General features: G+C 51.9%; 23 protein-coding genes. 10 read left to right on the top strand and 13 right to left on the bottom strand.

The genetic code is table 11. The features are described 5' to 3' along the window. The first annotated feature begins 5 nt into the window (after positions 1 to 5). Genes Ga0123461_RS00355 through Ga0123461_RS00365 form a run of 3 tightly spaced genes read left to right on the top strand, consistent with a single transcriptional unit; the run spans position 6 to position 3,609 of the window. Positions 6 to 419 (top strand): anti-sigma regulatory factor, encoded by a 414-nt coding sequence (locus Ga0123461_RS00355; RefSeq protein WP_100276525.1) that lies wholly within the window; start codon positions 6 to 8, stop codon positions 417 to 419. 3 nt (positions 420 to 422) lie between these two features. Next, positions 423 to 1,457 carry an ATP-binding protein gene (locus Ga0123461_RS00360; RefSeq protein ID WP_100276526.1) on the top strand — a complete coding sequence of 345 codons (1,035 nt, stop codon included), beginning with the start codon at positions 423 to 425 and terminating at the stop codon, positions 1,455 to 1,457. After that, positions 1,450 to 3,609 (top strand): putative bifunctional diguanylate cyclase/phosphodiesterase, encoded by a 2,160-nt coding sequence (locus Ga0123461_RS00365; protein WP_100276527.1) that lies wholly within the window; start codon positions 1,450 to 1,452, stop codon positions 3,607 to 3,609. The genes Ga0123461_RS00360 and Ga0123461_RS00365 overlap by 8 nt, the downstream gene beginning before the upstream one ends. A gap of 3 nt (positions 3,610 to 3,612) precedes the next feature. On the opposite strand, the gene Ga0123461_RS00370 is transcribed toward Ga0123461_RS00365, so the two are convergent. Further along, a complete protein-coding gene (locus Ga0123461_RS00370) occupies positions 3,613 to 3,828 on the bottom strand; it encodes a hypothetical protein (RefSeq protein WP_100276528.1) in 216 nt (71 codons plus the stop codon). Between the two features lie 130 nt (positions 3,829 to 3,958). On the opposite strand from Ga0123461_RS00370, the gene xth reads away from it, so the two are divergent. From xth to rodA, 6 genes are all read left to right on the top strand, one after another. Then, positions 3,959 to 4,717 carry an exodeoxyribonuclease III gene (xth, locus tag Ga0123461_RS00375; RefSeq protein ID WP_100276529.1) on the top strand — a complete coding sequence of 253 codons (759 nt, stop codon included), beginning with the start codon at positions 3,959 to 3,961 and terminating at the stop codon, positions 4,715 to 4,717. 268 nt (positions 4,718 to 4,985) lie between these two features. Continuing rightward, positions 4,986 to 6,023 (top strand): rod shape-determining protein, encoded by a 1,038-nt coding sequence (locus tag Ga0123461_RS00380; RefSeq protein WP_100276530.1) that lies wholly within the window; start codon positions 4,986 to 4,988, stop codon positions 6,021 to 6,023. 3 nt (positions 6,024 to 6,026) lie between these two features. After that, a complete protein-coding gene (gene mreC, locus Ga0123461_RS00385; RefSeq protein WP_100276531.1) occupies positions 6,027 to 6,821 on the top strand; it encodes a rod shape-determining protein MreC in 795 nt (264 codons plus the stop codon). After that, a complete protein-coding gene (locus tag Ga0123461_RS00390) occupies positions 6,818 to 7,225 on the top strand; it encodes a hypothetical protein (protein ID WP_100276532.1) in 408 nt (135 codons plus the stop codon). The genes mreC and Ga0123461_RS00390 overlap by 4 nt, the downstream gene beginning before the upstream one ends. Beyond that, entirely contained in the window at positions 7,206 to 9,026 is a 1,821-nt protein-coding gene (mrdA, locus tag Ga0123461_RS00395; protein ID WP_100276533.1) for a penicillin-binding protein 2, read from the top strand. Before Ga0123461_RS00390 ends, mrdA begins: the two co-directional genes overlap by 20 nt. Further along, the gene (gene rodA / locus Ga0123461_RS00400) at positions 9,023 to 10,129 is read left to right on the top strand and encodes a rod shape-determining protein RodA (RefSeq protein WP_232710255.1); all 1,107 of its coding nucleotides are present in this window, start codon (positions 9,023 to 9,025) and stop codon (positions 10,127 to 10,129) included. The genes mrdA and rodA overlap by 4 nt, the downstream gene beginning before the upstream one ends. A gap of 3 nt (positions 10,130 to 10,132) precedes the next feature. Here the strand turns inward: rodA and Ga0123461_RS00405 are convergent, their stop codons facing one another. Both Ga0123461_RS00405 and Ga0123461_RS00410 read right to left on the bottom strand, forming a co-directional pair. Next, positions 10,133 to 10,933: a sulfite exporter TauE/SafE family protein gene (locus Ga0123461_RS00405; protein ID WP_100276534.1), complete on the bottom strand. Its 801-nt coding sequence runs from the start codon at positions 10,931 to 10,933 to the stop codon at positions 10,133 to 10,135. Positions 10,934 to 10,940: 7 nt separating this feature from the next. Further along, positions 10,941 to 11,183 (bottom strand): hypothetical protein, encoded by a 243-nt coding sequence (locus tag Ga0123461_RS00410; protein WP_100276535.1) that lies wholly within the window; start codon positions 11,181 to 11,183, stop codon positions 10,941 to 10,943. 481 nt (positions 11,184 to 11,664) lie between these two features. Between Ga0123461_RS00410 and Ga0123461_RS00415 the strand changes: the two genes are divergently transcribed. Next, positions 11,665 to 12,759, top strand: coding sequence for a crotonase/enoyl-CoA hydratase family protein (locus Ga0123461_RS00415; RefSeq protein WP_232710256.1), 1,095 nt, complete (start codon positions 11,665 to 11,667; stop codon positions 12,757 to 12,759). A 57-nt stretch (positions 12,760 to 12,816) separates the two neighbouring features. Here the strand turns inward: Ga0123461_RS00415 and Ga0123461_RS00420 are convergent, their stop codons facing one another. The 10 genes from Ga0123461_RS00420 to Ga0123461_RS00470 form a co-directional block, all read right to left on the bottom strand. Continuing rightward, positions 12,817 to 15,279, bottom strand: coding sequence for an ATP-binding protein (locus tag Ga0123461_RS00420; protein WP_100276536.1), 2,463 nt, complete (start codon positions 15,277 to 15,279; stop codon positions 12,817 to 12,819). Between the two features lie 226 nt (positions 15,280 to 15,505). After that, positions 15,506 to 15,820 carry a non-heme iron oxygenase ferredoxin subunit gene (locus Ga0123461_RS00430; RefSeq protein ID WP_100276538.1) on the bottom strand — a complete coding sequence of 105 codons (315 nt, stop codon included), beginning with the start codon at positions 15,818 to 15,820 and terminating at the stop codon, positions 15,506 to 15,508. Between the two features lie 10 nt (positions 15,821 to 15,830). Then, a complete protein-coding gene (locus Ga0123461_RS00435) occupies positions 15,831 to 17,015 on the bottom strand; it encodes an NnrS family protein (protein ID WP_100276539.1) in 1,185 nt (394 codons plus the stop codon). Positions 17,016 to 17,072: 57 nt separating this feature from the next. After that, positions 17,073 to 17,645 (bottom strand): putative Fe-S cluster assembly protein SufT, encoded by a 573-nt coding sequence (gene sufT / locus Ga0123461_RS00440; RefSeq protein ID WP_100276540.1) that lies wholly within the window; start codon positions 17,643 to 17,645, stop codon positions 17,073 to 17,075. Further along, positions 17,642 to 18,097, bottom strand: coding sequence for a Fe-S cluster assembly sulfur transfer protein SufU (gene sufU, locus Ga0123461_RS00445; RefSeq protein ID WP_100276541.1), 456 nt, complete (start codon positions 18,095 to 18,097; stop codon positions 17,642 to 17,644). The genes sufT and sufU overlap by 4 nt, the downstream gene beginning before the upstream one ends. Beyond that, complete coding sequence (locus Ga0123461_RS00450; protein ID WP_100276542.1) at positions 18,097 to 19,317, bottom strand: aminotransferase class V-fold PLP-dependent enzyme; 1,221 nt, start codon at positions 19,315 to 19,317, stop codon at positions 18,097 to 18,099. The genes sufU and Ga0123461_RS00450 overlap by 1 nt, the downstream gene beginning before the upstream one ends. Continuing rightward, complete coding sequence (sufD, locus tag Ga0123461_RS00455; RefSeq protein ID WP_100276543.1) at positions 19,314 to 20,564, bottom strand: Fe-S cluster assembly protein SufD; 1,251 nt, start codon at positions 20,562 to 20,564, stop codon at positions 19,314 to 19,316. Before sufD ends, Ga0123461_RS00450 begins: the two co-directional genes overlap by 4 nt. Beyond that, positions 20,561 to 21,313 carry a Fe-S cluster assembly ATPase SufC gene (gene sufC, locus Ga0123461_RS00460; RefSeq protein ID WP_100278606.1) on the bottom strand — a complete coding sequence of 251 codons (753 nt, stop codon included), beginning with the start codon at positions 21,311 to 21,313 and terminating at the stop codon, positions 20,561 to 20,563. Before sufC ends, sufD begins: the two co-directional genes overlap by 4 nt. Before the next feature lie 12 nt (positions 21,314 to 21,325). Beyond that, positions 21,326 to 22,792 carry a Fe-S cluster assembly protein SufB gene (gene sufB / locus Ga0123461_RS00465; protein ID WP_100276544.1) on the bottom strand — a complete coding sequence of 489 codons (1,467 nt, stop codon included), beginning with the start codon at positions 22,790 to 22,792 and terminating at the stop codon, positions 21,326 to 21,328. Beyond that, positions 22,792 to 23,247, bottom strand: a complete 456-nt coding sequence (locus Ga0123461_RS00470) for an SUF system Fe-S cluster assembly regulator (protein ID WP_100276545.1) — start codon at positions 23,245 to 23,247, stop codon at positions 22,792 to 22,794. The genes sufB and Ga0123461_RS00470 overlap by 1 nt, the downstream gene beginning before the upstream one ends. Positions 23,248 to 23,313: the final 66 nt, after the last annotated feature.

Below are 23,313 nucleotides of genomic sequence, written 5' to 3' on the forward strand. Positions count from 1 at the left end.
CACTTATGAGTGACTCTCATCTGCTACAAAGCATCAACATTAACAGCGAACGCGATATTTTGGTTGCCAGAAAGCAAATTCGAGATATTTGCCAGCAGATGGGCTTTGGCTTGACCGACGTCACCCGAATCGTCACCTCTGTTTCTGAACTTGCTCGCAATATCCAACGCTATGCAGATCAGGGGACCGTTTCCTGGCGCAAACTAGCTGAAGGAAAACGCACTGGAATCGAACTTTTCTTTGAAGATAGCGGTCCAGGCATTGAAAATCTTGATGCTGCGATGCAGAACGGATTTTCTACTACAAACAAAAGCATGGGCATGGGGCTTCCGGGGGTCAAACGACTGATGGATGAGATGGAGGCGGTCAGCACCGTAGGCATAGGCACCAAAATCACCATTCGTAAATGGCGAAAGTAGATCATGCCCCAGCCAGAGACTAGGTCTTTTTATATTTCCGGCCCTGCCGATGTAACTGCAGCCCGCCGTGTCAGTAAGTCATTTGCCTTAGCGCTTAGCTTTGATGAGGTGGCGAGTGAGCAGATGGCATTAGTTGCCTCCGAGCTTGGTAGCAACATCTACAAACATGCGGGTCGGGGCACGCTAAGCTTGTCATCGATAACAGTTGAGGCGCAGCACGGCATGGTTATTGAGGCGCGCGACTGGGGTGGTGGCATTGCCAATCAGGAGGAAGCATTCGCCGATGGCTTCTCGACAGCAGGTACTCTTGGTGATGGGCTAGGAGCTGTGAACCGCCTGGTTGATAGCATGGAGATTACGTCGGATGGTGAAAACGGCACTCATATTATCGGCATAAAGATGCTCCGAAAAAATAGTTTCCCCATGCCAGCACATGAAAACCCATTCGACATTGCTGCCGTTTCCAGAGCCATCCCTGGGCATCAGGTAAATGGTGATGCTTTTGTCATCAAGCACGCAAACCACCGTACATTGGTAGCTGTTATCGATGGCGTAGGTCATGGAACATTTGCACATAAGGCATCAACGACTGCCAAAGCCTATATCGAAAGTCATTTCGAGCAGGATCTTGAGCATTTGCTTATGGGGTGCTCTAGAGCATGTCGTGCCACCAGAGGGGCAGTTATGACACTGGTTGCTCTCGAGTGGCAGGAAAGAAACATGCACTATGCAGGTATCGGTAATATCGAATCACGGATTTTCAATGCCTTAACAGATAAGAAACTAATAGTTCGGCGTGGCATTGTTGGCAACAGAATGCCCCCGCCAAAATCTTCGCTGGAGAGTTGGAATAGCGGGGCGGTTATGGTGCTGCACTCTGATGGCATTAGTACAAAATGGCAGTGGCATGAATTGACGCCAGTGATGCACCTAGGCGCCAGCGCCGTAGCCCAGCGAATTATGGAGAGGTATGGCAAAGGTAATGATGACGCAACTGTGCTGGTAATCATGGATAAAGCCGAGAAGCCTCATGACTGATCAGGTCCAGCAGTTGCAAGCTTATATTGAAGAGTTGGAAAACGAACTGGCTGACTCCAGCCAAGGACTTATTGCCATCACCTTAGAGCTTGAAAACGCACAGGAGCAGTATAAAAATATTGTTGAGAGCAGCCTGCAGGGCATCTACCAGACTGATTTGGATGGGGCCTTCAATTACGTAAACCCCGCATATGCAACGATTTTGGGCTATGGCAACGCTTTGGAGATGCGCGAGGAAGTGTCCGGAGTTGCTCAAGTTTATGTAGACCATGATCGACCAAAACAGATTAGTGCAATGCTTGCGGACAGGCAGCCGGTTAGGGGGCTTCTCTCCCCAGCTTATAAACGAGACGGCCAGGCAGTCATACTTTCCGAGAACATTCGCTTCATAACCAACGGAACCGGTGAGCTCACTGGTTACGAGGTCATTGCTGAGGACTTCACGCGTCAGTTCCACAATGAGCAACGAATCATGCTTCTGGCTAAAGTGTTCGACTATAGCATTGAAGGCATCATGATTACCGATGCTCAAACAAATATTCTGGAAGTTAACCGCGCATTCTCTGAAATCACCCTCTATTCGGCAGAAGAAGTCATTGGTAAAACACCTCACATTCTATTTTCCGGGTGGCATAACGATCGTTTTTATAAACAGATGTGGGAGAGTCTCAACAACAAGGGTGTCTGGCAGGGGGAAATTACAGATCGACGTAAAAACGGGGAACTGTTTGTTCAGTGGGTGACCATATGCAGCGTAAAGGACAATAACGGCGAGGTCAGCAACTATATTAGCATTGTCAATGACATCACTTCAAAGAAAGAGTCCGAAAAGAAGATTCACCAGTTAGCCTACTACGATATATTAACACAGCTCCCCAACCGAACGTTGTTTTACGATCGGGTAGAGCAAGCCATTCGCAAAGGAGCGCGAGAAAGCCATAAGTTTGGCATTCTCTTCATAGACTTAGATAACTTCAAAAACATTAATGATACCTTAGGACACCTAGTCGGAGACAGGTTTCTGATCAAAGTCTCCTCCCTGCTACGTACCTGTGTCCGAGAAGAAGACACTGTCGCTCGGCTGGGCGGTGATGAGTTCATTATACTTCTTGAGGATCTGAAAGATGATCAGGATGCGGCCATTGTGGCAAAAAACATTCTAAAGAATCTTGTCGGGACGGTGGCTGTCGATAAGCACTTGCTTTCCAGTGGCGCCAGCATCGGTATCAGTGTTTTTCCCAGCGATGGAAATAAACTGGATGACCTGATCAAACGCGCTGATTCTGCTATGTACAATGCCAAGGAAGAGGGTAAAAACGATTACCGGTTCTTCACATCAGATATGAACGCGAGAGCCATGGAGCGCTTGCGGATTGAAACTGATCTCAGAAAAGCAATAGAAGAGGAGCAGTTCCAACTCTATTTCCAGCCAACGAAACACTTGGGCCAAGAGTTTATCTCAAGCGCGGAAGCCTTGCTCAGATGGCAGCACCCAACCTACGGCATGGTGTATCCTGATACATTCATGTCAGTCGCTGAAGAATCTGGTCTAATCAATCAGATTGGCAAATGGGTTTTCAAATCAGGAATGGCTCAGGCTGCCAAATGGCATTCTCAGGGAAAGCGGGTGCAAATTTCAATCAATGTGTCTGGTAGACAGCTGCGACAACCACACCTTATTGATGAGATTATGACGCAACTGCTAGAGACCAACTGTGACCCCACTCTTATTGAGTTCGAACTGACAGAAAGCGCCATTCTAGAGTTCCCTGATAAAGCTATAGAAATCCTGCGAAAGCTCCGCGCTCAAGGCTTTAGTATCGCACTTGATGACTTCGGCACAGGATACTCATCCTTAAGCTACCTGAAGCAGCTGCCTGTTGATAAAGTGAAAATCGACCGTTCTTTTATCTCCGGGTTGCCTGACGATAAAGACTCAAGAATCCTTGTTGAAGCCATCATTGCTCTATCCCATAAAATGGGGTTGTCTGTTATTGCCGAAGGGGTTGAAAACGAAGAGCAGCTAGATTTCCTCGAGACGCAAAAGTGTGCGAAAATTCAAGGCTATTTCTATTCGAGGCCTCTTTCTGTGGATGCTTTTGAAGACTTTGTGCGCAGACATTCACACCCTCTAAGCAGTAGTTCTAACTAGCTATCACACGGTCAACTTGGCCTCGATCTCTGCAACCTGCCCCTCTTCATGATTGGCATAGCCGAGCCTGAAGGCAAAAGACCAGAAGCAGGCCTCACGAACAAAGTAGGCATGATTGTCCAGGTAGTGAACACAGACCCCTTTGGCTCTGTTCTCAACTGCAAAGGAACTGATTCGGGAAAATGATTCGGCTATAGTTTTGGCTCGGCTGCTTTTCATGGCTCTCTCCTTTATGTCGGTTTCTTATATACATCTATCGCACTACTGTTAATAGGCTTGAGCATAAATCATGCCGATAAGAACAGGATTACTTCTTGAGTGTCAGCACCGCGCCATACATCATCTGCCTATGCGAATCACCACCTGGAATGTGAACTCCCTCAACGTGCGTCTGCCACATCTGCTTGAATATCTGGCCGAATTTGAGCCGGATGTTGTGGCACTGCAGGAGACCAAGGTGCCCGACGAAAAATTCCCAGTTGCAGAGGTGGAAGCTGCCGGTTATCGGGTCATTTTTTCCGGCCAGAAAACCTATAATGGTGTCGCCACCATCAGCCGCGATGAGGCAACCGATATGGTTACTGATATTCCCGAGCTTGATGACCCACAGCGCAGGCTGCTGGCTACAACCATCAACGGCGTACGAATTGTTAATGTCTATATTCCCAATGGTCAGGAGGTAGGCTCGGAGAAATACGCCTACAAATTCCACTGGTTGCATGCTTTTAAAGATTACCTGAAGGGTGAGCTGGAGAGGTACCCGCAGCTGGTGCTGCTGGGTGACTACAATATCGCCCCCACTGATCTGGATGTGCATGACCCCATGCGCTGGCAGGGTAAAATCACCTGCTCAGAGCAAGAGCGTGCAATGTTTAGGGAGCTGGTGAGTCTGGGGCTCACCGACACAGTAAGAAGCCTCCATCCCGATGAACCGATGTTCAGCTGGTGGGACTATCGCATGAATGCATTTCGCCGCCGCTGGGGTATCCGCATTGATCACCTGCTTGCTACCGAATCCATGCGGCCGTGTGCGGCTGGTGTAGCCACGGATTACCGGGCCAGAGAGCGCCCCAGCGACCATGCGCCGGTGTGGGTGAATTTCGCCTAGGAGCCGACCGATCAGAAAACGCAGCAGCCCCAAGTACGCAAAAACAGCCGTGATGGGGAACACAGCCTGAACAGTTCACCGGGTTACATTTCCGGCGATGGTTTTCCCACTATTGTCAGGTCAGGCGATGACCTCTGTCGCATCGGCCAGAACATCGTAGTGAATCATATCATATGATGAAGTCCCGGGTTTTCAGCGTCCCATCGCTTTACCTGTTCGGTTTCACCAACTAGGCTAGCAGGCTTAGTTTCCGGAGGCTGGTTTTCTTATGTTTAATCGCATGTTCGGGGTTTTCTCCCGCGATATTTCCATCGATCTGGGCACTGCCAATACGCTGATTTATGTGCGTGGCGAAGGCATTGTCCTCAATGAGCCATCCGTGGTGGCAATTCATGTCGGCGCTGGCAGACAGCACCGCAGGGTGCTGGCAGTAGGTACGGATGCCAAACGCATGCTCGGCCGCACTCCGGACAGCATTCAGGCAATCCGTCCGTTGAAAGACGGCGTTATTGCCGACTTCGTTACCACCGAAGAGATGCTTAAACAGTTTATTCGCAAGGTTCATAATCGCACTTGGGGCATACATCCGCGTATTGTCATCTGCGTGCCTTACGGCTCCACACCGGTAGAGCGCAGGGCAATCCGTGAATCCGCCCTTTCTGCTGGTGCACGTGAGGTTTACCTGATCGAAGAGCCTATGGCGGCAGCAATCGGTGCCGGGCTTCCTGTGACTGAAGCCTCCGGATCCATGGTTGTGGATATTGGTGGCGGTACCAGTGAGATCGCCGTGATCTCTTACGGCGGCATCGTCTATTCGCGCTCGGTACGTGTCGGTGGCGACAAGATGGATGAGGCGATTATTAATCACCTGCGCCGCAAGTACAGCCTGCTGGTTGGTGCTCCAACAGCTGAAAGAATCAAGATGGAGCTGGGCAGCGCCTTCCCACAGGAGACGCGCCGTGAAATGGAAGTCAAAGGCCGGGATCTGATCAATGGTGTTCCTAAAAACCTCCGACTCGACGACTCAGAAATTCTTGAAGCCCTTACCGAGTCCGTTAATGCGATTATCGAAGGTGTGAAAGTCTGTCTTGAGCGCACACCGCCTGAGTTGGCCGCAGATATTGTCGATAAAGGCATCATGCTTACTGGTGGCGGCGCTATGCTGGTAGGATTGGATCAACTGCTTCGCGAAGAAACGGGGCTGCCGGTGACCGTTGCAGAAAATCCTCTGGACTGTGTAGTGCTGGGCAGTGGCCGAGTTCTTGATGAACTGGATCGCATGCGAGGCGTGCTCTTCGAGGAGTAATTCGTGAAAACCGTCAAACGTCGCTACAAGCTGTGGCTGATAAGTGTGATGGTTTTTACCGGCCTTCTTATCATTGCCCGAACATCTGCAGGCTCCTGGCCGATGTTGGCCTCCTGGCCAGCGCTTGAAGCACTGCATGCCCCTGTGCAGTGGTGGCAGGATTCCAGTCTCTGGTTCTCGGAACGGCAGAAACTTCAGGCCGATTACCAGGCATTTCGAAAAAAAGCACAGCAACAGGCATCGCTCATTCAGGAGGCTAACTCGCTGCGCGAAGAGAACAGGCAGCTTCGCAAAATCCTCGATATTTCCGGTATCACAGGCTATCGCTGGCATGCCGCCAAGGTGCGCGGTCGAAGCCCTGAAGCGATGAGCCAGCGCATCCTGCTACAGGTGCATGGAGTATCGAAAGATGATGTCATCGTATCTAGCGAAGGGTTGGTTGGCGTTGTAGATAGCACTGCGGAAGGCCACGCCACAGTACGAACCATATTCGATGCCTCACTTGCTGTTCCGGTCACAATTCCCGGCTCATCACTGGCTGCGCTTGCCCGAGGGCAGGGAGAAAGCCTCTCCATCGACTTCGTGCCCGAAGAGTTTGCGCTCAAACCGGGACAGGTGCTCTATACCAGTGGCGCGGGTGGTCTTTTTCCACCTGGTATCTCTGTTGCCCGCATTATCGAGGTTAAAGCCGTTCCGGGAGAACTGTTTGTTAAGGCCTCAGCAGCCCCGACTGCCCACTGGCAACGCGATAACTGGTTAGCCGTAGCTTCACACCTTCATACTGACGCTTCGCAATGATTGCGACTTCCATTGCACTGTTAGCACTGCTGGGGCTGAGCCTCAATCTCGCATTCTCAGCATCGCTCATCCAGCCAGACTGGGCCATGGCACTGCTATTAGCCGGTATTCTTGCGCGGCGACACAACTGGGTATGGGTGCTGCCGGGCATCTTCATTCACGATATCGTACTGCACTGGTCGGTGGGGCTGAGTTTTGTTTTCGTAGCATTGATTCCGTTTGTGATGGTTTATTTCGATGAACATCTGGGGGTAGGGCTGCCGCAACGGATTATCATGATGTTCATCGCGACCTTAAGCCTGCTTCACTGGGGATGGGAATTTACCGCCATACTCCTGACCCTCTGTTTCTGCGTGCCAATCTGGTATCTGTTAACGAGTCTTTATGCGCAAAAACCAGCTTGAAAGCCGCCAGCGTTTTGATCTGCGCATGCTCTTCTTTTTTGCAGTCACGCCGCTTCTGCTGGGCGGACTTATGTTGCATTTGTTGCAGCTGCAGTGGACTCAGCATGAGAAGCTGGCCCTGCAGGCAAATGAAAATCGCCTGAATATCGTGCCGGTTCTTCCTGTTCGGGGTGAAATTACTGATGCCAACGGCAAAGGGCTTGCTGTAAACAAAATAGCATACCGGGTTCTACTGATTCCGGAGCGGGTTAAAAAACTGGATGAAACACTGGCTACGCTTGCCGATGCACTGCAGTGGAGCGAGAGAAAGCAGTCACAAATCCTTAAGCGCATTAAATCGTCACGTCCGGATCGTCCTGTACTGCTGGATGATAAGTTGCAGTGGCTGCAGGTATCTCCCATTGCAGCCCGACTTCACCACCTCTCCGGTATCGATGTTGAAGCGGGCAGCTATCGCTACTACCCCTATGCTGAGCTTACCTCGCACCTGATAGGATATCTCTCACTGGCCCGTAAGTCTGATCTTGATAATGGCTTTCTCTCCACCGAGTTTATCGGCCGCACAGGTGTCGAAAAGTCGTTTGAAACCTATCTGCACGGTACGCCTGGCTCCCAACAGGAGGAGGTCGATGCGCACGGACGCCGTATTGCAGTCATCAAGCGGACTCCATCTATTATGGGTCAGCAGGTGAAGCTGGCCCTCGACATTGATGTTCAGAAGGCAGCCTCAGAAGCACTGGGGGAGAGAACCGGGGCTGTGGTTGTGATGGATGTCGAAACAGGTCAGATCATCAGCATGCTGAGCCAACCGGGATATGACACCAACCGCTTCATCACAGGGCTTGAAACGGAGCAGTGGCAGGAGTGGCTCAACAACCCCGACAAACCGCTGCTTAACCGGGCAACTCAGGCAGCTTATCCTCCGGCATCTACATTTAAAATGCTCACAGGACTTGCAGGGTTGGGACAGCAGGCCACTCTGGCAACCGGCCATACGCAGTGCCCCGGTTACCTGGAACTGGCTGATCGCAACCTTCGCTGCTGGAAACGGACAGGACACGGCGATGTGTCACTGCACTCTGCGCTGGTGCATTCATGCGATGTGTATTTCTACAAGCTGGGCGACCAGATTGGCATGGGTGCGATCAGTGACGAAGCCCAAAAATGGGGGCTGGGAGAAAAAACCGGTATCGACCTCTCCCCCGAATCGCGCGGCATTATTCCTGCTCTTCGCCCCAATATGATGGCTGCAATGAACAGCAGTTCATCCAGACGTAAGCACTGGTTCCGTGGTGAAACGATGATCACTGCTATAGGGCAGGGACAGCTCACCACCACCACGTTGCAGATTGCCCGTCTTGCTGCTGCCATTGCCAATGGTGGCAAAGTGCTGAAGCCCCAGCTGCTGGCCGATTCCGAAAGTGAGTTGATGCATCAGGTTGATGTTAAGCCAGCACACCTGAATATGATTCATAATGCGATGCGGGATGTTGTTGCCACCCCGGGAGGCACAGCATTCTGGGCCCTCCGCTCCGCTCCCTGGAAAATGGCTGGTAAAACAGGGACGGCTCAAGTGGTCAAAATGGCTCAGGATGATGATAAGAAAGGAAAATTAACCGCACAACAGGTACTCAAGCGGCATAAGGATCACGCATGGTTCATGGGGTATGCGCCGTATGATAACCCTAAGGTGGCGATAGCTGTTTTTGTTGAGCATGGTGGACACGGTGGTAGTGATGCCGCCCCTGTAGCTGCTGCCATCATCAGAACCCTTGCCGCCAAAGAGGCACCTCAACCATGATTAGAGCTCTTCGTTCCTTAGACTGGCCGTTGCTGGCGACCATGGCCTGCCTGATCGCTCTGGGGCTGGTTACACTCTATGCCGCTATTCATCAGGGTGATGCAGCACTATGGAGAAGGCAGCTCATTTTCCTGAGTATCGGCTTTTCAGTTTTCCTGTTTCTCTGCTTTGTCCCGGTACGTGTTGTAGGGCTGGCCAGTTGGCCCTTCTACATTGTTGCCCTTCTTCTTCTGGCCATGGTTCCGCTGATCGGCGATGTCCAGATGGGTGCGCGACGCTGGCTGGATTTGGGGATAATGAACCTGCAGCCCTCAGAACTGATGAAGTGGGCATTGATGCTTGTACTGGCCAGCTGGTTTGCCAGTAGGGAGGCCGATTCGCTCAAGGATTTGGGGGTTGCTCTTGCTTTGGCGCTGGCCCCTGCCTCTCTGATTATCATTCAGCCGGACCTGGGGACAACACTTGTATTGCTGTTTGCCGCCACTGCCCTGCTGATCGCTTCAGGCCTGCCCTGGCGCTGGTTCGGCATTGCCGTGACTCTTTCACTCGCCTCACTTCCAGTCTTGTGGCATTTCATGCACGCCTACCAGAAGCAACGGGTGCTGACTCTGCTTGATCCGCAGTCCGACCCGCTGGGAGCAGGTTACCACGTCATCCAGTCGACCATTGCGATCGGTTCGGGAGGCCTGTTTGGTAAAGGTTATATGCAGGGAACACAGGCCAGCCTTCACTTCCTGCCAGAGCAGCACACCGACTTTATCTTCTCTGTGCTGGCTGAAGAGGGCGGTTTTGTCGCAGCTTTCATTCTACTGCTGCTCTATACCACTCTTATCACCCGTATTCTGATCATCAGCAGTCGCGCCCATTCACGCTTCGGATCACTGGTCTGCATCGGCATCGCTTCGGTGTTTCTGCTCTACATTGCCGTCAATATCGGAATGGTTTCTGGGCTGTTGCCTGTTGTAGGGTTGCCACTTCCCTTTATCAGCTACGGCGGATCTGCACTGGTGACCATGCTTGCCGCCCTGGGGCTTGTGATGCGGGTTGCCATCGAATCGAAAGACCATATCCCGTGGCAGCGCCCGGGAAGTCCACTGGTTTAATAGTTAGACGCTCAAGAAGGCGGCAACGGACAGCGCTAATGCCAGTGATATAAACACTGTCTTGAGCACAAATCGAAGCGTTGCCTCCTCTGCCGAGTCATGCAGGCGTGCCGACCAGCCTGAGGCAAAGGGCAGAATCGCTATGATGCCTGCCCATGCTCCAAGCAAGAACGACCAGTGCTGGCCAAGCAGCCCGTTCCAGTCAGATTCCAACGATAGATTGAGCAGGATAGCACCAGCCGCCATGACCAGGCCGCACATCGCCGATGTGCCGACGGCCTGTCTGAGATGAACAAAACGCCTGAGCAACGGCACCAGCATGGTCCCTCCTCCAATACCAAACAGGCCGGAGATGTAGCCAATAGGGCCGGATAGAAGCTGCATGGCATAGGCCTGCTTGGCGTGCGGACGGTGTGTGCGCCCATAATCGAATGCTACCCAGGCGTTGAGGGCGGCGATCCCCACCAGTATCCAGAATTGCGGCAGTAGCAGGGTGCTCCACAAGCCCAGTGCAGCCCCAATCACCAATCCCGGAAGCAGGGCAAACATGCTGCTGATATCGACATGGCCAAGACGAAGATGGGCACGGGCTGAGAAAAAGGCGGTAGCCACCACGGCAACCATGCTGGCAAAGATATGTATTGCCATGCCTTCGGAGTCGGAAGGCATAAAGGCGTAAAAGAGAGGGACGTAGATCAGCCCCCCGCCTACGCCTGCGAGTCCGGCCAGCGTACCGCCGATAAGTCCCGCGCCCAGACCAACTATCAGCCCGTAAACAATCAGGCCCAGTTCAATCTCAGCCACCTCTGTATTAGCCCGACTTGCTGTGTTTAAAGAGGAGATAGGATTGATATTCCTCCATGTCCATCTTACCGAGGATATAGAGCTGCTGATCGATCAGGACATCGGGGCTACTGATGGAATGCAGTTTGTTGTGTGCATCAGCCTGTGCGCGGCGTTTCTCCGATTCCGCATAGTCAACACCGTCCGGCCGCCGCATCGCTTCCTCACGCCATTGCTCAGCAGTGTCAAAAATCAGTTTGTGCTCACCCATCCATCAAAAGATACAGCTCAGCAGCTATCAGTCGAGCCTAAAGTCTGTATGATGATAAGGCTCAATTCGATTTCAGCATGGTTGGCCAATCCCGCCTTGCCCTGTTTGAGGAGGAGGTCTGCCTGATGCTCCCTCCTAGGGCTAGAGCTGCTGATTGAAGCACGTTTCTGATGTGGACAATGTGGCACTGGCAAGATTTGCCGGAAGTCTTGGCCAATTTTTCCGGGCTGTATGATATCTGATACTGGCGGCTACTGGCTCATCACTTCACTTCATCACAATATATTCTTACCCGTCAAAATTCCAACCGCCTTCATTTTCTTGCCGGAAAAGAGGCTTTATGAACCATAAATCTACCCTAAACCAGCCTAAAATCAGGTGAATTTACGTCGATTTATTGACGAGGTGCTAAAACAGGGTGCATTCTGACGTATTCGGGGGTGTAGTCCTTCGCGATATTTGTGATAAGGAGATTACAATAATGGGGCAAAACAAGTATAAAACGAACAGCTTATTCACTAATAATTTTAGAGGTTCAGATGCATCCATGGGAGTAGATGAAGACGACCATGGCTTGGCATTAAAGGTGCGTTCAGAGGAATGCGAGGGAGGGATTCTTCGCAATACCAGCAATGAGGGGATTCAAAAGATGGAACAGCACCGCTTTAAAGCCAGTACAATACACACAAGCGAATATAGGGATGCTTACAAATACGTTGAACAGTATAAGCTCAAAAACAACACATTACGTAAAAGCGAGTGTAGGCATTCATACACTTCCATGGGTGTTTTCTATGAGGATAACCTTGATTTGGCGTGGTACTGTATGAAGGGACTTCCAAGGCCTTGCTTTACTCCAAAGTTATTGGATGAGACGTTAAGCTGGCTAAGAGATTTAAGAAACAACTCTGACCTGAACCACATTAAATATCTGGTCGTCACATCCGACACTCCCGAAGTATTTAACCTTGGAGGAGACCTCGATCTCTTTTGCAAACTAATTCGAACTCGAAACCGGACAGGTTTATTGGAGTACGCAACAGCTTGCATCAAAGCCGTCTATCAGTTTCATACTGGGCTTGATAAAGACATTACGACCATTTCGTTGGTGCAGGGAGATGCTCTGGGAGGTGGTTTTGAAACGGCAATTGCCGGCGAGGTGTTGATCGCAGAGAAGGGCTCCAAAATGGGAATGCCCGAGATTCTCTTTAACCTGTTTCCTGGCATGGGAGCATTAAGCCTTCTTTCTAGAAAGGTCGGCCTCGCCCAAGCGGAAAAAATGATATTGAGCGGAAAGGTGTACTCTGCCCAAGAGATGTTTGAATTGGGAATTGTCGACGTGCTGGTTGAAAAAGGAGAAGGTAAACAAGCAGTTTATGATTATCTCAAGAGAGAAAGCAGGGCAAGAAACGGCTTCCGTGCACTTCGTCGGGCAAAACGTTTTTGTAACCCGGTCAGCTATGAGGAACTGGAATCGATTACATCTGTATGGGTTGATGCGGCTCTTGAATTGACCGCGAAAGACCTGCGCATGATGGAACGGCTAATAAACAAACAGACTCAAAAGGCGGGATAAATGGAGCGTAGCATGGCTCCTTGGAGTGTTATTGCCCCTGAATTTGGATGAAACAGGTCAGACTTGCCCTAGGTAATTGCGTAGGGACTCACATCCCTGCCTGAGGGCACTATCCAGCTGTTTGCAATAATTGACCATTTTAGAATGGTCGATGGTGCTGCCTATTTCTTCTATTTCATTGCATAGCATAACAACATCTTTCACACCGAGCGTGGCTGCAGAGCCTTTTAATCCATGAATCCTTAATAGATACTCTTGGCCATTATTCTGTTCTGCCGACAAGCTAAGCTGCACAAGATGTTCAAAGCCTGAGCTTTCGAGTGAACAAATCAGGTGCTCCCGTTTCTCATCTGAGCGGATAAGGCCGAACAGTTCACTAATGACCGCCTCATCCAGGCATCCAGCATTGCCGGATCGTGAAGCCCCATCGCTGCTCTGCTTCTCCTGCTCTTCTTCACGATGACCTGAGTGCTCAGAGATCTTTTCCAGCAGGTCAGAGGCCCTGACTGGCTTCGTCAGGTAATCATTGGCTCCAGCCTCCATGCACTCGCGCACCGTATTCGGCAGAGCATCGGCACTAAGCATCAGTACCGGCGTGGATGCACTGGTGTCCATAAATCGAAACTGTTTAAGGACATCGAGGCCGCATACCTTCGGCATGTTCATATCAAGAATAACGAGATCGTACTCCTTCTCTTCGGCCAGGGCATCGAGCGCAGCTTCACCATCATCGACGAGCTCAGTGTGGTGTCCAGCACGATTAAGGATTTCATAAATCACCTCCTGATTTACCGGATTGTCTTCGGCCACAAGAATATTGAGCGGCCGCTGTTTCATCTTCCGCTTCATTACATCATTGATGGAGATAACATCGGCGGAGTGGTGAACGACACTGGATGCATGCAAGGCATTAAACAGCAGCGACTCCTGTATAGGCAGGTGAAGTACAGAAGAGAAGCCCGCCTCTACCATGACCGGATCTGCTGACTGCTCTTTGTCCGATTCAATCAGAATCAAGTCAAGGTTTGACAGGTCACTTTTGTCCCGGAGGGCATGGGCAATCAGTTCAGGTTTACATTGCAATGCGTCGCGACTAACCATGACCACATCGTATGGCTGACCTGTCGACCAGGCATCCACGATATTGGATAAAAGAAATTTTTCGTCCTCAATAAAAGCGTAATTCGTACCCCAGCGACTGAGCATCTTCTCCAGGGGGTTGCCCGGATACCTTTCCCCCAGCACCAGAATATTGACCTTGGTCAAGTCTTGCGAGGCGACGGTTTCTGTCTGTTGTTCAAGTGGAATCTCAATGGTGAAGGTGCTGCCTACACCCTCAGCGCTGAACAAACTAATGGAGCCCCCCATCATCTCCGTCAAGTTTTTTGCGATAGTGGTGCCAAGGCCCGTGCCGCCAAAACGCCTGGTGATGGTGGTATCAGCCTGAGAGAAGCGTTCGAATATCTTTTTCTGCGCCTCTTCGGACATGCCGATTCCTGTATCAATCACCTTGAAAGTCAGTCGTGTCTCCTCACTGTTTTCGGTCAGACTGAGGCGTACATTGACACTTCCATGTTCGGTGAATTTTACCGCATTTCCAATAATATTGAGCAGGATCTGCTTCAGGTGTTTGGGGTCGCCAACCAGCGCGAACGGCACTTGCGGATCAATATGCAGGCTAACCGTGATGCCCTTTGCTCCAGCTTGGCCTTCAAACATAGCTACAACACCATGCATAAGCTGATGCATATCAAACGGCGATTTTTCCAGCTCAAGCTTTCCAGCTTCGATTTTAGCTATATCGAGAATGCGCTCGATCAATCCGAGCAGGTGATAGGCCGACTCCTTAATGACAAACGCAAAGCGTTTCTGTTCCGCATTCAGCTTGGTACTCAGAGAGAGGTCATTCATTCCGATGATGCCATTCAGCGGCGTTCGCAGTTCATGGCTCATATTGGCTATAAACTGAGATTTGGCCTGATTGGCTGCCTCTGCATCGCTAATTGCCCGATGCAGTTTTGTGATTAGGCTGGCCATGTATAAAGGAACAATAATAATCGCTATTAATATAGTTCCACTAAACCAGATGTGTTGTATCCAGAATGGATTTACTATGCATGCAGTTATGAATCCTGCTAAAGCCAGGAGCATGGAGATATACAGGTATTTAATGCCATAGCGGAACCCATTGCCTGTAATTACCCATAAATAGACAGCCAGTAATGGTGCTGCCGTTTCGCCTGCAAGAAAAAGACCTGTCGAAATAGCAGACATGTCTCCAATAGCCCCGATGACTCTTCGAGGATGACTTGAGTCTGGCGCAGCAACGATCCAAACAAAGAGAAACAGTGATAGAAGAAGATATGCAGCGCTTACCTTATATGCGGTCGAAAAATCAAAATAGAAAAACCATGTAAATACAATCGCCACAAGAATGGAGCGGACAATGGCTTGCTCATGCTCTGAGTCCGAGCGACTGCGAAGGCGCCTCTTCACGAATGTAAGCCATTTGATCCCCATATGGCTACGCTAACAGCTTTAACTGTGCCATTTCACTTCTTTTCTGGCCTGGGCTCGAATTTCAGGCAGTTGATATTGGAGGCCACCTGCACTTCAAAACAGGGAAGCATTCCCGATTTGAATTTGAATGCACGGCAGCCGTGCGGTCTGTTCTGATCCCAAGTGATATAATAGTGCCTGCAGCCTCGGCACTGCGGTTTTTTCGTAGTGTCGGACGGGCTAGCCATCAGTCGTCCAGATCAACCTGCACCATGCCGTTCTCCACACGGACTGGAAAGGTATCGATATTTTCATATGCAGGCGGGGTCAGCGACCGGCCATCGCGGATACAGAAGCGAGCCCCATGGCGAGGGCAGATAATCTGGTCGCCTTCGCAGGCACCGCTGGCCAGCTCGCCACCATCATGGGTGCAAACATCCTCGATCGCGAAAAACTCACCATCGAGATTGAACACCGCGATCTCAGCATAAGGCGTCACCACCACCTTGCGACTTCCCGCCGGTAATGCGCTCTCCGCTACTACATCGATCCATTCAGACATCTCTTTCTCCTTAACCCGGTTTCCCGTCCAGTCGCGGTCGCAACAGAAGCATCGAATAGCGGATGGTAAATATCAGGAATGCGATGATCCAGCACGTTGCGCTGATCTCCACCGCACGCTCAAGCCAGTCAGGGTACATCAGTGGTGCAATAACCCGTACACAGGCAGCTACAACCATCAATCCGAATGCAGCCGGCATCCACGGAAGCGCCCGCACGGGCCGTCCAGTGTGGCCGAGTGATACCCGCGCCATCATGCCGAGTGTAAACATGCTGACTGCCCCGATCGTCCATGCATGCACGGCATGCACAACGCCAAGATCCAATAGCAAGGCGCCCGCATAAAAGAGAAAACCGGCAATGATCCAGCCATAACCGATATACAGCACCCATAACATTGGCTCCTTCCAGATTGCAGCCGTATACCAGTGCTGCATGCGTAGCGCGTGCAGGAGGGCAACCGTAATCGCAGCGATTGCAATGATGGCAGGCAGAGGCAACAACAGGTTGAGTGCAGTAAACGCCAAAATTGAAGGCAGTGCCAGCTTTTCGATACTCTTGCTTGAGCCTGTCTGAGCGCCGGTTGTCTTGCCGATAAAAAAGGGCAATACCCGCCCGGCCATCAGCACGATGATAGCAACCAGCGTTAGCACGCCCAGGTGCAGCATAGGTGCCGTGCTCTCTTCAAGCTGGCCGAGAAGATCAAGGTGAATGCCCAGATTGCTGGCCGCCAGCAGCAGGAGCAGTGCCGGCACGCTGTAGTTGTGCGGCTGCTTTGCCTTTTGCAGGTTGCGAAAAAGAACGATTGCCAGCGTGGGAAGAAAAAGCATATCAAACAGGGCAAACAGCAGCGGCGGCATCGGAACGGCTGAGACCAGGCGGGGGATTAACCAGAGCAGGACCAGCAGCGCCAGCGGCCAGCCGGTCGGTGTTGGCAGGCCCGTCCAGTTGCGCACCGCTGTGAGCAGGAATCCTGCAACCACGGCCACGGCGAATCCGAAGAGCATTTCATGCGCGTGCCAGAGCGAGAGATCAAAATAGTTGTAGTGCCAGATGCCGGTTACAAAACCACCAAGCGAGGTGGCCATAAACAGCATGGCGAACCATGCCGCAAGCAGGAAGAAGGGGCGGAATCCCAATGCCAGTGGCGCCCAGCCTGCAGGTTTTTCAGGAGCTGCATGGATATCAATTTTCATGTTTTTCTATCCTGTTGAACTTCGCCATCAGGGAGTAAAAGACAGCGCGTTGATGCCTTAAAACATGCCAAGCTGGAGGCGTGCCTCATCGGACATCATGGAGCGATCCCAGGCCGGGTCGAACACCAGTTCCACCTCAACACCGCTGACATTGTCGACCGAAAGTGTTTTGAGGCGCACATCATCAACAATGAATGGCCCCATACCGCAACCGGGCGCGGTCAGCGTCATGACGATATCGACATGGTTGCCGCCCTCGTCATCTTCTACAACATGCACGTCGTACACCAGCCCCAGATCGACGATATTCACCGGAATTTCGGGGTCGTAGCAGGTTCTCAGGGCATTCCAAACATCCTGTTCATCCACCGGCCCATCCACCGGTTTCTTCTCTTCCTCGCTTGCTTTGGAAGCCGCGACTTGTTCGTCGCTTTCACCCAGGCCAAGTGCATCGGCATCCTTGCCTTCAATACGGGCCAGGTTGCCTCCCACACTGACGGTGTAGGTGCCACCAAGCTCCTGAGTAATCAGCACCATCGCACCTGCAGGAATGGTGACCGGTGTGCCGAGCGGAATCAGAATCGCATCGACATCGCGGGTTGTAGTAAGTGTATCGCCAGCGCTATTCATTCTGTCTTTGCCACCTCGTCGGAATCTGTAACGGCCGACTTCAGAGTATGCCAGCAGAGTACGGCGCATTTAATGCGACTGGGAAACTCGCGCACACCGGAGAGTACAGCCAGCTTGCCCAGCACCTCTTCGTCGGGAACCTCACTTAGATCGGCTGTAACCATATGCTGGAACATATCGAACTTCGCACTGAATTCGGAGAGCGGCGTACCTTTCACCGCTTCAGTCATCAATGATGCTGAGGCAACAGAAATGGCGCACCCTTCACCTTCAAAGGAGACTTCCTCGATCAAGCCTGCATCGTTTACATTCAGGTAAACGTGGAGCCGGTCTCCACATAGCGGGTTATAACCGTCCGCTTCATGGTTGAATTTCTCCAGCTTGCCGAAGTTGCGTGGACTCTTGTTGTGATCAACGATCACCTGCTGGTATAGATCTCTTAAATCGAACATCAGCCGAAAATCTCCTGTGCTTTTTTCAACGCGGCGAAGAGCGCATCGACTTCGGCCTCTGTGTTATAGATCGAGAACGAAGCGCGTGCGGTAGCCGGCACCTTGAAGAAGTCCATCACCGGCATCGCGCAGTGGTGGCCAGCACGGATCGCCACGCCTTCACGATCAAGGATAGTGCCAAGGTCATGCGGATGCACCCCGTTGAGCACAAATGAGAGTACACAGGCCTTCTCTTTCGCTGTACCAATCTGGCGTAAGCCCTCAAAGGCCTCCGCCTTTGCCGTGGAGTAGGCAAGCAGCTCCTTTTCACGCTTCTGAATGGCATCAAAGCCAATTTCCTGAATGTATTCGATCGCCCTGCCGAAACCGATGGCGCCGGAGATGTTCGGAGTTCCCGCTTCGAACTTGTAGGGCAGGTCGTTATATTCGGTCTTCTCGAATGTCACCATGCGGATCATGTCACCACCGCTCTGATAAGGGGGCATGGCCTGCAGCAATGACTCTTTGGCAACCAGCACACCGATACCGGTCGGGCCGTACATCTTATGCGCACTGGTGACGTAGAAATCTGCATCAAGCGCCTGAACATCAACCGGCAGATGTGCAGCCGCCTGTGCGCCATCCACCAGAACTTTCGCACCCACGGCATGGGCTCGCTCAATGATTTCGGCAACCGGGTTAATGGTGCCCAGTGCATTGGACATATGAACCACGCCAACCAGCTTGGTGCGCTCACTCAAAAGCTCGTCGAGCGATTCCATAATCAGCTCGCCCTTCTCGTTGATCGGAATGACCTTGAGTGTTGCGCCAACATGCTCGCAGAGCATCTGCCACGGCACGATGTTGGAGTGATGCTCCATATGCGTGATCAGTACCTCATCACCAGCGCGTACGTTGTAACCGCCCCAGCTGTGGGCCACCAGATTGATCGCTTCGGTAGTGCCTCGGGTGAAGATCACTTCGCGTACGGAGCGGGTATTAAAGAACTCGGCAATAGTCTTGCGTGCACCTTCATAGGCTGCTGTGGCGCGCTCAGAGAGTGCATGTACACCACGATGAACATTGGCGTTGTCGCGTTCGTAGTAATGGGTGATCGCATCAATAACAGACTGAGGTTTCTGTGTGGTTGCCGCATTATCGAGATAAACCAGCGGTTTACCGTAAACCTGCTGGCTTAATATCGGAAAATCGGCGCGCACAGCGTTCAGGTCCATACTCATGTCAGCATATCCTCAAGGCCGGAGAGGTTGGGCAGCTTGGCAAAGGCGGCGCGCTCAATATAACGGCGTATCGGCTTGATCTTCATTTTGGCCAGCAGCTCATCGGCAAAGGCGAAGGTAAGCAGCTGTTTCGCTTCCTCTTCGGAAAGCCCGCGCGACTTAAGGTAGAACAGCTGGTTTTTATCCAGCTGACCCACGGTTGCGCCGTGCGCACACTTCACATCATCGTTATAGATCTCAAGCTCGGGTTTGGTATCAATCTCGGCGCGGTCAGAGAGCAGAAGATTGGCATTGGACTGCGCCGAATCAGTTTTGACCGCACCCTTGGCCACAACCACTTTACCGTTGAAAACAGCATGTGAACGACCATCGAGTACAGTGCGGTAGCTTTCACGGCTTCTGCAATGCGGAGCCTCGTGGGCTACGCGGGTATGATGATCAACATGCTGGCGGCCTGAGAGAACAAAAAGTCCATTAAGCTCGGATTCAGCGCCGCATTCATTCAGGTCATCCACCACATCAACGCGTGAGAGCGCAGAACCCAGCTCCACCGCATGCATGGTATAGGAGGAGTCCGCCTTCTGGTTCACCTCAACACGACCAAGGTGCCACTGCTTTCCACTCTCCAGCTGCAGGCGGTAATGCTCACAGCGACCGCCGGCCTCTAAACGAATAGCAGTCAGGCTGTTGGTGACTCCTGCCACGTCTGCATTACCTGCAAAGTGTTCGATAACTTCGAGCTCTGCGTGCTCACCGATTGTAATGCCGGTACGCAGATGCACAGCACCACCACTGTTGATATGCAAAATATGCAGAGGCCGATCCAGTTTCAGATTTGCAGGCACACAGATGCAGCAGCCATCTACTGCCTTCGCCGCATTCACAGCCGTCATACCACTGGCAAACGGCGCATCGGCCTTATATTCCATTAACTCAATCATCTTCTCAGGCTCATCCTGAATCAGGGACGCCAGTGAAGTTACGTTGACAGTTTTCGGCAGCTCTGAAGCCTCAGCGTCAAAACGACCATTCACGAATAAAACCGTATAGGCATCGAGACCGGCAATGGCAAAAGTATCACGATCGACCTCGCCTTTAGCCACAACATCCCACCACTGCTCACCGAGCAGAGCGGTAATGCGGGTCAGGTCACTGTATTTCCAGTCTTCATCACGCGCACTTGGCAGTCCGGCCGCCTCGAAGGCCTGCCATGCCGTTTCGCGAGCGGCTTGCAGTGTGGTACTCATGCAGCGGCCTCTTCTCTGACCCAGTCATAACCACGCTCTTCGAGCTCGAGGGCAAGGGATGCATCGCCAGTTTTCAGGATCTGTCCGTTGACCAGCACATGCACCACATCGGGTTTAATATAATCAAGCAGGCGCTGGTAGTGGGTTACCATGACCACCGAACGGTCAGGCGCTCGCAGGGTATTCACACCTTTGGCGACAATGCGCAGGGCATCGATATCCAAGCCTGAATCGGTCTCATCAAGCAGTGCCAGTGACGGCTCAAGTACTGCCATCTGAAAAATCTCGTTACGCTTTTTCTCACCACCGGAGAAGCCTTCATTCACACCGCGTGACAGAAAGGACTGATCAAGTTCCACCAGTTTTGCCTTCTCTTTCACCAGCTGCATGAACTCCATTGCATCAAGCTCCTGCTCGCCCTGATGTTTACGACGGGCATTCACACCCGCTTTAAGCAGGTAGGTGTTATTTACACCAGGAATCTCAACCGGATACTGGAATGCGAGAAATACACCTTCCCAGGCGCGCTCTTCCGGGCGCATCTCCAGCAGATCCTTACCCTTATAGATAATCGTTCCCTTGGTGACTTCATAGCCGTCGCGGCCGGCAATCACATTGGAGAGTGTAGACTTGCCGGAACCATTCGGCCCCATGATGGCGTGCACTTCACCAGCACCAATCTCCAGATTGATCCCCTTCAGGATCTCTTTGCCGCCTACTGAGACGTGTAAGTTCTCTATCTTAATCATTGTCATTCCTTATTATCCCACTGCGCCTTCAAGGCTAACTTCCATCAATCGGTTCGCTTCAACTGCAAATTCCATCGGCAGTTCGTTAAATACATCTTTGCAGAAGCCGTTAACGATCATATTCACTGCATCCTCTTCCGAGATGCCACGGCTCTGACAGTAGAAGAGCTGGTCTTCTCCAATCTTCGAGGTGGTTGCCTCGTGCTCCATTGTTGCCGTCGCATTCTTCACCTCCACATAAGGGAAGGTGTGTGCACCGGACTTATCACCGATCAGCAATGAATCACACTGGGTGTAGTTGCGCGCGTTCTCGGCATCCTTTCCGATACGTACCAGCCCACGATAGGACTGGTTGCCGCGCCCTGCAGAGATGCCCTTGGAGACAATCGTACTGCGCGTGTTCTTGCCAATATGAATCATCTTGGTGCCGGTATCAGCCTGCTGACACATCTTGGTCAGTGCCACCGAGTAGAACTCGCCCACTGAATGGTCGCCACGCAGTACGCAGCTCGGATACTTCCATGTAATCGCACTGCCTGTTTCTACCTGAGTCCAGGAGACCTTGGCACGATGACCACGGCACTCAGCGCGCTTGGTTACGAAGTTATAGATGCCACCAAGCCCGTTCTCATCACCCGGGTACCAGTTCTGAACGGTTGAATACTTAATCTGCGCATCATCCATCGCCACCAGCTCAACGACAGCTGCATGCAGCTGGTTCTCATCGCGCTGCGGGGCCGTGCACCCCTCGAGGTAAGAGACGTAGGCCCTCTCCTCGGCAATGATCAGTGTGCGTTCGAACTGACCTGTATTCATCGCATTGATGCGGAAATAGGTGGATAGCTCCATCGGGCAGCGCACGCCCTTGGGGATGTAAACAAAGGAGCCATCAGTAAAGACCGCTGAATTAAGCGCCGCATAGAAGTTGTCGCCAGCAGGCACGACGGTGCCGAGATATTTCTGCACAAGCTCAGGATAATCGCGCACAGCCTCCGAGATCGGGCAGAAGATCACACCTGCATCCTTCAGCTTGCCTTTAAATGTGGTGGCCACGGAGACCGAATCAAACACCGCATCTACGGCAACACCGGCCAGAAACTCCTGCTCACGCAGTGGAATGCCCAGTTTTGCATAGGTTTCCAGCAGCTTCGGATCAACCTCATCAAGGCTTTTAGGCCCGTCTTTCATCGATTTCGGTGCGGAGTAGTAGGAGACCGCCTGATAATCAATCGGCGGATAACTTACATGCGCCCAATGCGGTTCGGTCATTGTCTGCCAGTGGCGGAATGCCTCCAGCCTCCAGTTCAGCAGCCACTCAGGCTCCTGCTTCATCGCTGAAATATGGCGAACCACATCCTCGTTCAGCCCCGGTGGCAGGGTGTCTGCTTCGATATCAGAAACAAAACCCGCCTCGTATTCGCGGGATGCCATCTCTTCCGGCGTGGATTCGGATTTAGATTGTTTTTTTATGTCACTCATTAGTGCACCTTCGAGATAGCGATGCCGCGCTGCAGGCGGAAGATCGGTACAAAGTTCTGTTCGGTCATGTCGGCCAGCGAGATATCCTGCAGTGCCTGACGCACAGCATCATTGATCCGCTTCCAGTTGTTGCTGGTGGAGCAGACATCGTGCTGGTCACAGGAGCTGTCATCGAGATTGCACTCGGTCAGGGCAATGGAACCCTCGAATACATTGATGATATCACGCACATTGATTTCGGTAGATGGGCGTGTCAGGCGATAACCGCCTTTGGCGCCACGGGTAGAGTCCAGCAGTCCTTCATGGAGCAACATCTGCAGAATCTTACTGACGGTTGGTGACGGAATGCGGGTAATCTCCGCAAGTTCGGCAGCGGTAAACCGCTCCTGCTCAGACGACACCATGCGCGTCATCAGCAGGATGCCGTAGTCCGTCAATTTGGTCAGTCTGAGCATGGCCACCTCTGAGGGGGACCTGTAAACAGGTCACTCCAATTTAAAGGCGACCATTCTAGTCCGGTT

Source organism: Mariprofundus aestuarium (assembly GCF_002795805.1).
Lineage (GTDB): Bacteria > Pseudomonadota > Zetaproteobacteria > Mariprofundales > Mariprofundaceae > Mariprofundus > Mariprofundus aestuarium.

Bases quoted from the DNA above. Each gene is read 5' to 3' on its own strand.
- Ga0123461_RS00355 (WP_100276525.1), top strand. From the start codon at position 6: ATGAGTGACTCTCATCTGCTACAAAGCATCAACATTAACAGCGAACGC.
- Ga0123461_RS00360 (WP_100276526.1), top strand. From the start codon at position 423: ATGCCCCAGCCAGAGACTAGGTCTTTTTATATTTCCGGCCCTGCCGAT.
- Ga0123461_RS00365 (WP_100276527.1), top strand. From the start codon at position 1,450: ATGACTGATCAGGTCCAGCAGTTGCAAGCTTATATTGAAGAGTTGGAA.
- Ga0123461_RS00370 (WP_100276528.1), bottom strand. From the start codon at position 3,828: ATGAAAAGCAGCCGAGCCAAAACTATAGCCGAATCATTTTCCCGAATC.
- xth (WP_100276529.1), top strand. From the start codon at position 3,959: ATGCGAATCACCACCTGGAATGTGAACTCCCTCAACGTGCGTCTGCCA.
- Ga0123461_RS00380 (WP_100276530.1), top strand. From the start codon at position 4,986: ATGTTTAATCGCATGTTCGGGGTTTTCTCCCGCGATATTTCCATCGAT.
- Ga0123461_RS00390 (WP_100276532.1), top strand. From the start codon at position 6,818: ATGATTGCGACTTCCATTGCACTGTTAGCACTGCTGGGGCTGAGCCTC.
- mrdA (WP_100276533.1), top strand. From the start codon at position 7,206: ATGCGCAAAAACCAGCTTGAAAGCCGCCAGCGTTTTGATCTGCGCATG.
- rodA (WP_232710255.1), top strand. From the start codon at position 9,023: ATGATTAGAGCTCTTCGTTCCTTAGACTGGCCGTTGCTGGCGACCATG.
- Ga0123461_RS00410 (WP_100276535.1), bottom strand. From the start codon at position 11,183: ATGGGTGAGCACAAACTGATTTTTGACACTGCTGAGCAATGGCGTGAG.
- Ga0123461_RS00415 (WP_232710256.1), top strand. From the start codon at position 11,665: ATGGGGCAAAACAAGTATAAAACGAACAGCTTATTCACTAATAATTTT.
- Ga0123461_RS00420 (WP_100276536.1), bottom strand. From the start codon at position 15,279: ATGGGGATCAAATGGCTTACATTCGTGAAGAGGCGCCTTCGCAGTCGC.
- Ga0123461_RS00430 (WP_100276538.1), bottom strand. From the start codon at position 15,820: ATGTCTGAATGGATCGATGTAGTAGCGGAGAGCGCATTACCGGCGGGA.
- Ga0123461_RS00435 (WP_100276539.1), bottom strand. From the start codon at position 17,015: ATGAAAATTGATATCCATGCAGCTCCTGAAAAACCTGCAGGCTGGGCG.
- sufT (WP_100276540.1), bottom strand. From the start codon at position 17,645: ATGAATAGCGCTGGCGATACACTTACTACAACCCGCGATGTCGATGCG.
- sufU (WP_100276541.1), bottom strand. From the start codon at position 18,097: ATGTTCGATTTAAGAGATCTATACCAGCAGGTGATCGTTGATCACAAC.
- Ga0123461_RS00450 (WP_100276542.1), bottom strand. From the start codon at position 19,317: ATGAGTATGGACCTGAACGCTGTGCGCGCCGATTTTCCGATATTAAGC.
- sufD (WP_100276543.1), bottom strand. From the start codon at position 20,564: ATGAGTACCACACTGCAAGCCGCTCGCGAAACGGCATGGCAGGCCTTC.
- sufC (WP_100278606.1), bottom strand. From the start codon at position 21,313: ATGATTAAGATAGAGAACTTACACGTCTCAGTAGGCGGCAAAGAGATC.
- sufB (WP_100276544.1), bottom strand. From the start codon at position 22,792: ATGAGTGACATAAAAAAACAATCTAAATCCGAATCCACGCCGGAAGAG.
- Ga0123461_RS00470 (WP_100276545.1), bottom strand. From the start codon at position 23,247: ATGCTCAGACTGACCAAATTGACGGACTACGGCATCCTGCTGATGACG.